The sequence below is a fragment of the Limosilactobacillus sp. genome, assembly GCF_051873075.1.
In the GTDB taxonomy this organism is placed as follows: Bacteria; Bacillota; Bacilli; order Lactobacillales; family Lactobacillaceae; genus Limosilactobacillus.
The window spans coordinates 24,371-36,055 of record NZ_JBJEEM010000055.1 but is presented as its reverse complement, the minus strand read 5'-3'; the positions used below and the strand labels follow the sequence as shown (position 1 = coordinate 36,055).

Here is an 11,685-nt window from a genome sequence, read left to right as displayed (position 1 = left end):
TTTAGTATGAAATTGTGGACCAGCTTTGGTATAATTAAGCCGTTATTAGAGAAAAGCGTAGGGTGCTATGGTGGAGCAAAATCACCGGGCACCCTTTTTGTATATAAGGAGGAGTTTTTTTGAAGCAAAGCAAACCACAACATATCTACGCCGCCCTTGGGGCGATTGCGTTGATGACCTTCATTGGGATCCTAAACGAGACCTCGATGAACGTCACCTACCCGGAGCTGGCCGGCCTCTTTCACGTCTCGCTGGATGTCGTCCAATGGATCACCACGGGTTATCTGCTGATGGTGACGATTACGATGGGGACTACTGCCTACCTGTTGCGACAGTTCACGGCCCAGCGGCTGCACCTGGTTGCCGTGACCGCCTTTATCGTCGGGGATGTCCTGAGTGCCATGGCGGTCAACTTCCCAATGCTCCTGGTCGGTCGACTGATTCAGTCTGTGGCTACGGGCCTGGCGACGCCGATTCTTTTTCACTTGATCTTCACCGAGATCCCGCGGGAGCAACTGGGCGCGATGACCGGTCTGGCGGGGATGGTAATCTCGTTTGCTCCGGCGCTCGGGCCAACCTATGGGGGCTTTATCTCCGAGACCTTCTCCTGGCGGATGATCTTCTGGCTGCTCCTGCCGCTGGCCGTGATCAGCCTAGTGGTTGGGCAGCTCTACATCCGTAATCGACCGCTCGGCAACGATCAGGCGTTCAGCTATGGGAGCCTGATCTCGCTGGCGCTGGCCCTGTTTGCCGTCGTTTACGCCTGCTCGACGATCGGGAAGGGCGGTTTTAGCCTAATGTTCTGGGGGCTCCTGCTCGCAGCGGCCGTTTGCTTTGGCCTCTTTATTTACATCAACAATCATGGGTATGCCCAACTGTTTGATTTGACCGTCTTTCGGGTTAAGCCCCTGCGGCTGTCGACCTTGACCTACTTTTGCCTCCAGTTTATCAACATCGGGATTTCCCTGGTGATTCCGCTCTATGCCCAATACGTACTCCACACTTCGGCGACGGTGGCCGGGCTGATCCTTTTGCCAGGGTCAATCCTTGGGGCGTTTTTGGCACCGCTGGCGGGACGGCTGGCTGATGAACAGGGCTTTGCGCGCCCGGTAACCTTTGGCGGAGTGCTTCTTCTGGCGGGGACGACGTGTTTTGCCGTCTTCCAGCACCAACTGACGGCTTGGTGGATGATGCTCTTTTTCGTCATCCTGCGGGCCGGGTTCAACTTTGCCTTTGGGAACACAATTTCCAACGCTTCCGTCCTGGTCGAACAGCGTAACAGCTCGGATGTCAACTCGATCTTTAACATGGTCCAGCAGTTTGCCGGGTCTCTGGGCACCGGCTTGCTGGCCTCGGTGATCGCCCTGACCCAGCAACGCAGTGGGGGCTCGTTGGCGCAACGAACCTTCGTTGGTGGCCAAATTGACTATCTCCTGTTGACGATGCTGGCACTGCTCGTGGTCGTGGCGATCGTTACCAATTACCGCTGGCAGCGCCGCCTGGTTAAGAAGAGCAAATGATTGGGGCTTTATTGGCGGCGAAGTATGGTAAAATAGGGGTTCGTAATAAGCAGTGTTGAATTTTAAGGAGTGAGCAAGAATGAGCGAACAGCCATTTGTTCCGCTGATTTTAGGAAGCGATTTTAACGCCTATGGAATGGCCCGGTCGATGTATGAAAAGTATGGGGTGAAGTCTCACCTGTATGCCCGACACGAGTTGGCACCGACCCGGTATTCCAAGATTGTTGACCTGCACTTTAATGAGAACCTGCAGGCCCCGGACGTCTTTACCAAGGTCTTGATTGATGCCGCTAAGCAGTACATTGCCCAGGGGAAGAAAGTCGTCCTGATTAGTTGCGGGGATGACTACACGGAGCTCGTCAGCAAGCACCGCAAGGAACTGTCCAAGTACATGGCCTGTCCGTACGCCGACTACGAGGAAGTGGCCAAGCTGACCAACAAGGAAGAATTCTACCAAGTCTGCGAACAGTACGGTCTGCCATACCCGAAGACTGATATCCTGACCCCGGAGACGGACTACAAGCACTACCAGTCACCGTTTGAATTTCCGATCGCCCTGAAAGCGGCCGATGCGGTTGAATGGCACAAGGGGAATTTCGAAGGCTACGAGAAGGCCTACATCATTAATGATGAAAAGCGTCTCCAAGAAGTACTGGAAATCATCTATGAGCACAGTCCGTACAAGGGCGACCTGATTCTTCAGGAATTTATCCCCGGTGACGACAGCAACATGCGGACGATCAATTGTTACGTTGACCGCAACCACGAGGTCAAATTGATGAGTCTTGGCCACCCGTTATTGGAAGACTGCAACCCGGCCAACGTCGGTAACTATGTTGCAATTATGCCGGCCTATGATGAGCAGATCTACCAGAACATCAAGAAGTTCTTGGAGAGTGTCAACTTCACCGGCTTCGTGAACTTTGACCTGAAGTATGATCGTCGCGACGGCCAGTTCAAGGTCTTTGACTTGAATCCGCGGCAGGGTCGCTCCAGCTTCTTCACATCCTTGAACGGTCACCAGCTGGCAACGTTCCCGGTTGAAGATTACATCTTTGATAACCTCAAGGATCAGGAGACAATCTACGCCAACCAGGATCCTAAGCAGTACAAGCTCTGGCTTGGGGTCGGGAAGAAGACCTTCCTCGAATACGCCAAGGATAACGAAATCAAGCACCAGGCGGAACAACTGATCAAGGAAGGCCGTTATGGGACCACCTTCCATTACGATAAGGACATGAACCTGATGCGGTGGCTGATGGAAAAGCGGATCAATCACAACTACCAGAAGAACTTTGAAAAGTACTTTGTCGAAAAGAAGTAGACGTATTTTAATCTAAGAATGGGGCTGGGAAAGCGGTAGTTTTCCCAGCCCCTCACTTGTTCTTGACTTCTTATACAGCAATCGCGGGAAACCGCCGGCTCGTTTCGCTTTGAAGCGTTTTAGCGCTTTTTTTCAGCTTCGTTATAGATTCGATTGAATTAGCTTACTATCAATGTGATAATGTGACTGAATCATAAAGAAAGTACAAAAGAGATAATTAATGATGGATACAATCGTTCACTTCATGGTGAATAATCAAGTCTTTACTCTATTTATCTGCATGGCCCTGGGCTTTGCGATCGGCAACTATAAGATCGCGGGGAAGTTCAACATTGGGGCCACGGTGGGAACATTGATCGTTACCCTGATCGTCGGCCAGATTGGGGCCTTCCCCCGCGATGAGATGCTGGGCACGATCTTTTTCGGGGCCTTCATGTTCTCCGTCGGCTACCGGATCGGTCCTCAACTGCTGGTCAGCCTGCGTCTGTTTGGGGTGCGGATCATCATCGCCAGCCTTTTCTGGATGGTCACGGTCTTCCTGGTTGGCTGGGGCCTGTTTACCCTTTGCCACATTGGTCCGGGGATCGCGGCCGGGGTCATCTCCGGTTCACTGACCCAGTCGGCGACAGTGGCCAGCTCGCTGCAGACGATTGGTTCCCTACCGGTCAGCCATGCGGTCAAGGCGACCTATGAGGCCCAGCTGCCCGTTGCCTATGCTCTGACCTATGTCTTTGGGACCCTGGGGGTAATCATCTTCCTGCGGGACCTGGCACCTAAGATGATGGGGATTAAGATTGAGCAGCAGGGGCCGGCGATGGCACGCAAGTATCATTTCCACGCTAAAAACCCTAACCCAACCTGGCGGCGGACCTACCAGGTTGCCGAAGACTCACCACTGGTGGGAAAGACAATCGCCGACTTCAACAAGTGGACCGACTACCACCTCATTGCCTTGGCCGTCTTTCGCGGCCGTGAGATGACGGACCACCTCGAATACCAGATCCAGCCGGGAGATTTGGTAACCGTGATCGGCTATGCAATCCACTTTGACCGTCTTCACCAGGTGCGGGGGATCAAGGAAGTCTTGACGCCGACCAACGCGCCAAAGGAACGTAAATTCGTCCTCGGTAAAAATTTTAAGCCGGTTCAGCTGGCGATCCTGCGTCAGCACGGGGTCTTTATCAACATCCAGGACCCGATCACGGGGAACGAGCAATTGATTAACCAGCTCCGTCCTGGTGACGTCATCTCCTTGACCGGTAACACTTCACGGACAGCCCACATCCTGCACCAGCTCGGTCGTTGGGCCACCACCGACCAGGCGATCAACTACGTCCTGTTCTCACTGGGAATTGGTGGGGCTTCCCTTTTGGGGATTATCGGCTTAAAATTAAATGGTATTCCTCTGCAGTTGGGGAACGGGACCGCGGCCCTGATCATGGGCCTGGTCCTGAGCTCCTGGATCGATCGGCACCGGGACTACAAGTCTATTCCAACCACCGTGACGAACTTTCTGCAGAGCTTCGGGCTGACCCTTTTCGTCGGCACGGTTGGCTTGCAGTCAGCCCAGGCATTCACCGGGGCAATCAAGAGCCTTGGTTTTGGGGTGCTGGTCGTTGGTGCGATCATTTCGATTGCGCCGCACCTGTTGACGTTGCTGTTTGGCCGCTATGTCCTGCGGATGGAACCCCTGGCCCTCTTGGGAGCGTTGACTGGTTCCGGGACGATCGCCGCAGCCATGAGTGATATTTCCCAGAAGGCGGGGCCCGAGGGTGGGGCCTACTATGCAGCTGCCTTTACACCGGCCTTCGTTGTTGGTAATATCGGAATCACACTACTAGGACCAATCTTCGTGGCCTTATTGTCATGATGGTTGACTAAGAAAGGTAAAATGCTATGAAACAATTCTTTACAATCCTCGGTGGGATGGGAACATTGGCCACCGAGAGCTACGTCCGGCTCCTTGATGAGCGGACGCCGATTCACCGTGATCAGGATTACTTGGACTACATCGTGGTTAACCACGCCACGGTCCCGGACCGGACCACTTGGATCCTCGACCACAGCAAGCCAGACTACAACCTGGACCTAATTGAGGACATCAAGCAGCAGAGCCAGCTCAACCCGGCCTTCTTCGTTTTAATCTGCAACACCGCCCACTACGCCTTTGATAAGCTGCAGGCGGCGACTGATATTCCGATCCTGAACATGCTCCAGGAGACGGTCAATGCGATCAAGCAGATCAAGCCGGATGCCAAGAAGGTCGGCCTGCTGGCTACGCGCGGCACGATTGAGGCCGGACTTTACGACCACTACATCACGGCTGCCGGTTATGAGGAGGTCAAGCCGACCCCGGAACTCGTCGATTTGACCGAGGACCTCATTTACCATGACATCAAGGAGAGCGGCCACTCTGATGGCGAAAAGTACCACGAGCTGGTCCGGCGGATGATTGAAGACGAAGGGGCCGATATCGTTATCCTTGGTTGCACCGAGCTGTCCTATGCTGAGGAAATGAATCCCGAGACCAAGTACCCAGTCGCTGATTCCCAGTCGATCATTGTCGACCGGTCATTGGAAAAGGGTCTGGCATTGCGCAAGAATAATTAAAATAAAGCAGGATTTTACGATTGGTCATTGCGGCCGGTGGCAAAATCCTGCTTTTATTTATCATATTTGGTCAATGAGGACGGATAATTGGTCTAGATAACTAACATCGTGTTAAAATAGGATCAACAATTGAGTAACATTTGGCTTTAGGAGAAGAGAACATGGGATCACCAGTATATATTCAAATTCATAATCAACTGCGCGAAAATATCGAGAGTGGCAAGTGGAAGGTCGGCCAGAAGATTCCCGCTGAACGGGAACTGGCCGCCAGCTTTGACGTCAGTCGGATGACCCTGCGCCAGGCTATCCAGGCCCTGGTCGATGAGGGAATCCTGGAGCGCCGGGTCGGCTCGGGGACCTTCGTGGCCAATCGCAAGGTTCAAGAGAAGATGTCCGGGGTGACCAGCTTTACCGAGCTGATGCAGGCATCTGGCAAGCGGGCCGCTAGCAAAACGATTTCCTACCACTTGACGATTCCATCGCAGACGGAGATCGAGAAACTCCAATTGCCTGCGGGAGCCAAGGTTCTCCGGATGGAGCGGATCCGCTATGGGGATGACGTGCCGCTTTGCTATGAGATTGCGACCGTTCCGGCCGCTTTAGTGGAGGACTTCAGTAAGAACGAGGTGACCAGCTCCTTCTACCGGACTTTGGAGAAGAAGGCTCACTTATATCCTGGTCACGCCACCCAAGCGATCTCAGCTACCAAGGCGACGGAGAAGATCGCAACCTACCTGCAGATCAAGCGGGGTGACGCGTTACTGCGGATGACCCAGCTGTCGTACCTGCAAGACGGGCGGCCGTTTGAGTATGTTCATACCCAGTACGTCGGCTCGCGGTTTGAGTTTGTACTAGAGAAGTAGTTTCCAGACCCTGATCACATTTCGTGCTACAATAACGTTATTATTTATTTTGAGAGGATCAACATTCATGAAATTCAATTATCCTGATGATAGTTTGGCACTGCATACTGATGCTTACGAATTAAGTATGATGCAGACGTATTGGAAGCAGGGACTGGCTAACCGCCGGGCGGTCTTTGAAGCTTTCTTCCGGAAAATGCCATTCCAGAATGGTTACGCCGTCTTTGCCGGCCTCGACCACATCATCCGCTACGTCCAGCAGCTCCACTTCACGGACAGTGACATTGACTATCTCAAGTCGACCAACCAGTTTGACGACGACTTCCTGGAGTACCTGCGCGACTTCAAGTTCACCGGCTCGATCCGCAGTTTCGAGGAAGGGGACTTTGTTTTCAACCACGAACCAATCTTCCAGGTTGACGCCCCGATCATTGAGGGCCAGCTGATCGAGACCGCCGTCTTGAACATCCTCAACTACCAGATCATGGTGGCCACGAAGGCCTCCCGGATCAAGGCGATTGTCGGTGACCAGAGCGTGATGGAATTTGGCTCCCGGCGGGCCCAGGAACTGGATGCTGCCATCTGGGGAACCCGGGCCGCCTACATCGGCGGTTTTAACGCCACCAGCAACGTCCGGGCCGGCAAGCTCTTCGGAATTCCGATCTCTGGGACTCATGCCCACGCCCTGGTGCAGGCCTACCGGAATGACTATGACGCCTTCAAGGCCTATGCCCAAACCCACCATGACTGTATCTTCCTGGTTGATACCTTTGACACGCTGAAGAGCGGGGTCCCGACCGCCATCCGGGTGGCTAAGGAGTTCGGCGACAAGATCAACTTCATCGGGGTCCGGATCGACAGCGGTGACATGGCCTACCTGTCCAAGAAGGTCCGGAAGATGCTGGATGATGCCGGTTTTCCGGACGCAAAGATTATCGCCTCCAACGGGCTTGATGAGAAGACCATCCAGAACTTAAAGATGCAGGACGCCAAGATCGACGTCTGGGGGGTCGGCACCAAGCTGATCACCGCCTACGACCAGCCAACTTTGGGCGCAGTCTACAAGCTGGTGGAAGTTGAAGACGAAAACGGCCAGATGGTCGACACCATCAAGCTGTCGAACAACGTGGCCAAGATGTCGACTCCCGGCAAGAAGCAGGTCTGGCGGATCAATGACCGGGCGGACGGCAAGAGTGAGGGGGACTACATCACGCTTGCCGATGAGGACCCTCGCAATGTGGACTCGCTGAACATGTTTAACCCGAACTTCCCGCTCCAGCAAAAGGACGTCAGCGACTTTATCGCCCGGCCGATGCTGAAGGACATCTGGAAGGACGGCGAGTATGTCTATGACGAGCCAAGCCTCGAAGAGATTCGCGACCACCGAACCGCCAGCCTGGATGGCCTCTGGGACGAATACAAGCGGGACTTAAACCCCGAGGTTTACCCGGTCGATCTTTCACAGAAGTGCTATGACAACAAGCTACAGATGATTCACCATATTCACGAGTACGTCAAGACACTCGGTCATAAGGAGTAATTAGCAATGCGCAAGATGCAGGAACAGATTATTGATGATTTGAAGGTCAGCCCTAACGTTGACCCTGAAGAAGAAGTCGCCAAGCGGGTTAAGTTCATCCACGACTTCATGCAGAAGACGGGGATGAAGACCCTGGTGCTGGGGATCTCCGGCGGTCAGGACTCAACCTTAGCCGGGCGGCTCTGCCAACTGGCGGTTGACCAGCGGCGCCAAGAAACCAGTGATGATGACTACCAATTCATTGCCGTGCGGCTGCCATACGGGACCCAGGCGGACGAGTCTGACGCGATGGAGGCCATCAACGACTTCATCAAGCCCGACAAGACGATGCGGGTTAACATCAAGCCGGCCACGGACGCCATGGTGAAGTCCCTGGAAGAGGCGGGGGCGGACATCAGCGACTTCAACAAGGGCAACATCAAGGCCCGGGAGCGGATGATTGTCCAGTACGCCATTGCCGGCCAGTACCGGGGCGCCGTCGTTGGGACGGACCACGCCGCGGAGGCCGTCACTGGTTTTTACACCAAGTTTGGTGATGGTGGGGCTGACATCACGCCATTGTCCGGTCTGGACAAGCGGCAGGGGAAGGCGTTGCTGAAGTACCTTCAGGCCCCAGCCAACCTGTACGAGAAGACACCAACCGCCGACCTGGAGGATGACAAGCCGATGCGGGCTGACGAGGCTGCTCTGGGGGTTTGCTACGAAGATATTGACAACTACCTTGAGGGGCATGCGGTCGCTGACAAGGCGGCTGAAAAGATCGAGGACTGGTACAAGAAGACGCGGCACAAGCGCCACCAGCCGATCACCCCATTGGATACTTGGTGGAAGTAACTAAACGGAGGATTTATGGACGAAAAGACACTGCACCTAGTTAGTCAACAGCTGCCTGATATTAAGCAGCACCAGATTAAGGCGGCCCTCAAGCTGATGGACGAGGGGAACACGATCCCCTTCATTGCCCGTTATCGAAAGGAAGCCACGGGAACCCTGGATGAGGTGCAACTGCAGGCGGTCAGGGACCGGTACCGTCATGTCACCAGCCTGCTGGAGCGGCAGGAGACCGTCATCAACAAGATCAAGGAACAGGGAAAACTGACTCCTGACTTGGAGAAACAGCTTCAAGCGGCTACCGACCTCCAGACGGTGGAGGACCTTTACCTGCCGTACAAGCAGAAGCGGCAGACAAAGGCGCAGAAGGCCCGGGCAGCCGGCCTGGCGCCACTTGCCAACTGGCTGTTGACCTATCCGGACGGTGACTTGACCCTGGAAGCCAACAAGTACGTCAACGCGGACGTACCAGACGAAGCGGCAGCACTTGCTGGCGCGCATGAGATCTTGGCAGAGGCGATCAGCGAGATGGCAACGGTTCGTGGCTGGCTACGGAGCTACACTGCCAATCACGGACAGCTGGTCGTCAAACTGAAGCGTAACGGTGAAGAGAAGGACGAACTGGGGACCTATAAGCAGTACTACGATTTTGCTTCTGCAATCAAGGACCTGAGCTCCTACCAGATTATGGCAATCAACCGTGGTGAAAAAGAGGGGGTTCTCAGCGTGAAGGTCGCTGTGGATGAGGCAGCAGTGCTGAACTACCTGCGTTTCCGGCTCATTCGTACCGATAAGCGGAACGCAGCCACGGCTTTCATTGAAGCGGCCTACAAGGATGCTAACAAGCGTTTCTTGGCGCCGGCAATTGAGCGGGAACTGCGCCGGCAATTGACGGACCGGGCAGCTGAACAGGCCATCAAGGTCTTTGGTGACAACCTCTACCAGTTGCTGATGCAGGCGCCGATCAAGGGCAAGGTCGTGATGGGCTTTGACCCCGCCTACCGGACCGGATGCAAGCTGGCAGTTCTTGATGAAAATGGCAAGTTCCTGACCAAGGCCGTCATCTACCCGCATGAACCCGCACCGGAGAATAAGCGCAAGCAGGCGGAGGGGGAATTCCTGCGCCTGATTAAGGACTACGGGGTCCAGATGGTGGCGATCGGTAACGGAACCGCCAGCCGGGAATCGGAGCGGTTCGTTGCGGCAGCCTTGAAGAAGTTGTCCCAACCGGTGTACTACGTGATCGTCAATGAGGCCGGGGCGTCGGTCTACTCCGCCAGCGAGGAAGCCAGGGAAGAGTTCCCGGACCTGCACGTTGAACAGCGGAGTGCCATCAGCATTGGGCGCCGGCTGCAGGATCCCCTGGCGGAACTCGTCAAGATCGACCCGCAGGCCATCGGGGTTGGCCAATACCAGCACGACCTGCCGAAAAAGGAGCTGGGGAGCGCCCTCGAAGACGTGGTTGAACGGGCGGTTAACCGTGTTGGGGTGAACCTCAACACGGCGAGTTACCAGCTGTTGGCCCAGATTTCAGGGCTCAACATGACGATCGCCCGCAACATTGTCCATTACCGTGACGAGCATGGCCGCTATACCAACCGAATTCAATTGAAGAAGGTTCCGCGCCTGGGACCAAAGTCGTACCAGCAGGCAGTCGGCTTCTTGCGGATTCCGGCAGGGGAGAACCCGTTGGATAATACGGATGTACACCCGGAAAGCTATGGAATTGCCACGAAGATCATGGCAGACACCGGGATCGCGATCGCTGACTTGGGAACTCCTAGGGCAACGCAGCAGCTGGCTAAGGTTAACCCGGCCGATTACATGACTGCTAAAGCGGGGGTGGCAACAGTTAAGGACATTATCGCTTCGCTGGAAAAACCGGGGCACGACCTCCGGGATAGCATGCCGACCCCGCTGCTCCGGCATGACGTCGTGACCATCGATGACTTGAAGCCGGGGATGAAGCTCCAGGGGACGGTCCGGAATGTGGTGGACTTCGGGGCCTTTGTCGACATTGGGGTTAAGCACGACGGCCTGGTCCACGTTTCCAAGATGAGCAAGAAGTTTGTCCGGGACCCGCGGACGGTCGTGGCCGTTGGGGACATTGTGGACGTTTGGATTGACGACGTGGATCTCAAGCGGCAACGGATCCAGCTGACCATGGTTGCCCCGAAGAAGACTAATAATGAATAATCAAGAGCTTCAAAAGCTGACAGAGAAATGGTCGTTGGAATACTTTCAACAGCCTTTTCTGCACCAGGTCGTCTTTAATCGCCGCCTGAAGACGACGGGGGGCCGCTACCACCTCATTGACCACCATATCGACATTAACCCGCTGATGTACACGGAATTTGATGAAGAAAACCTGAAGAAGGTCGTTCTCCACGAACTGTGTCACTACCACCTGCACCTGACTGGACAGGACTACCGCCACCGCAGTCCGGCCTTCAAAAGGCTCCTGGCCCAAGTGGGCGGGTCCCGGTATGCGCCGCCGACCAGCAAGACCCGCCGCCAGAAGAAGCCGCGCTGGCTTTACCAGTGCCAGGGCTGTGGGGCGGTGGTTGCCCGTCAACGGCGGTTTAACACGGCCCGTTATGTCTGCCGCCGGTGCGGGAATCATTTTAATTTAATTAATTTGAAAAAGTAGTTGCCAAAGGGGTACGCGTTTGCTATAATAATTTCTGTTGATAAGTTATGCGGCCGTGGCGGAACTGGCAGACGCGTAAGATTAAGGATCTTATGGTCGATTATGACCGTGGAGGTTCAAGTCCTCTCGGCCGCACTTATTACTAAAGCACCTAGTCGATTGACTTGGTGCTTTTTTTACAAAATTAATTGTGCAATATCGGCATTTTAAATAATGTAGGGAAGTCCTCACTTGACCAAGCAAGCGGGGACTTTTGATTGTCTAATACTTAAAGGTTCATTGAACATTCAACGATTTCCTTGTCTTCCACATATTGTAAGCGCTATACTAAAGACGGAATTTGCTTT

The 11,685-nt window shown here is 54.4% G+C and carries 9 protein-coding genes and 1 tRNA gene; all 10 read left to right on the top strand.

The genetic code is table 11. From position 1 onward, the window contains the following. The first annotated feature begins 119 nt into the window (after positions 1-119). The 10 genes from ACI31J_RS06325 (at position 120) to ACI31J_RS06280 (ending at position 11,473) form a co-directional block, all read left to right on the top strand. Entirely contained in the window at positions 120-1,520 is a 1,401-nt protein-coding gene (locus ACI31J_RS06325; RefSeq protein WP_439773587.1) for an MFS transporter, read from the top strand. A 79-nt stretch (positions 1,521-1,599) separates the two neighbouring features. Next, positions 1,600-2,844, top strand: a complete 1,245-nt coding sequence (locus ACI31J_RS06320; protein ID WP_439773586.1) for a carboxylate--amine ligase — start codon at positions 1,600-1,602, stop codon at positions 2,842-2,844. 220 nt (positions 2,845-3,064) lie between these two features. Further along, positions 3,065-4,714: a TrkA C-terminal domain-containing protein gene (locus ACI31J_RS06315; RefSeq protein ID WP_439773585.1), complete on the top strand. Its 1,650-nt coding sequence runs from the start codon at positions 3,065-3,067 to the stop codon at positions 4,712-4,714. A 26-nt stretch (positions 4,715-4,740) separates the two neighbouring features. Continuing rightward, positions 4,741-5,454, top strand: coding sequence for an aspartate/glutamate racemase family protein (locus ACI31J_RS06310; RefSeq protein ID WP_439773584.1), 714 nt, complete (start codon positions 4,741-4,743; stop codon positions 5,452-5,454). Positions 5,455-5,615: 161 nt separating this feature from the next. Then, entirely contained in the window at positions 5,616-6,317 is a 702-nt protein-coding gene (locus tag ACI31J_RS06305; RefSeq protein WP_439773583.1) for a GntR family transcriptional regulator, read from the top strand. 67 nt (positions 6,318-6,384) lie between these two features. Then, complete coding sequence (locus ACI31J_RS06300; RefSeq protein WP_439773582.1) at positions 6,385-7,857, top strand: nicotinate phosphoribosyltransferase; 1,473 nt, start codon at positions 6,385-6,387, stop codon at positions 7,855-7,857. A gap of 6 nt (positions 7,858-7,863) precedes the next feature. Beyond that, positions 7,864-8,691 (top strand): ammonia-dependent NAD(+) synthetase, encoded by an 828-nt coding sequence (gene nadE / locus ACI31J_RS06295; protein ID WP_439773581.1) that lies wholly within the window; start codon positions 7,864-7,866, stop codon positions 8,689-8,691. A gap of 15 nt (positions 8,692-8,706) precedes the next feature. Continuing rightward, complete coding sequence (locus ACI31J_RS06290; RefSeq protein ID WP_439773580.1) at positions 8,707-10,884, top strand: Tex family protein; 2,178 nt, start codon at positions 8,707-8,709, stop codon at positions 10,882-10,884. Then, the gene (locus ACI31J_RS06285) at positions 10,877-11,338 is read left to right on the top strand and encodes a SprT family protein (protein ID WP_439773579.1); all 462 of its coding nucleotides are present in this window, start codon (positions 10,877-10,879) and stop codon (positions 11,336-11,338) included. Before ACI31J_RS06290 ends, ACI31J_RS06285 begins: the two co-directional genes overlap by 8 nt. Before the next feature lie 49 nt (positions 11,339-11,387). Continuing rightward, positions 11,388-11,473: transfer RNA gene (locus ACI31J_RS06280), tRNA-Leu, on the top strand. The last annotated feature ends 212 nt before the right edge of the window (positions 11,474-11,685 follow it).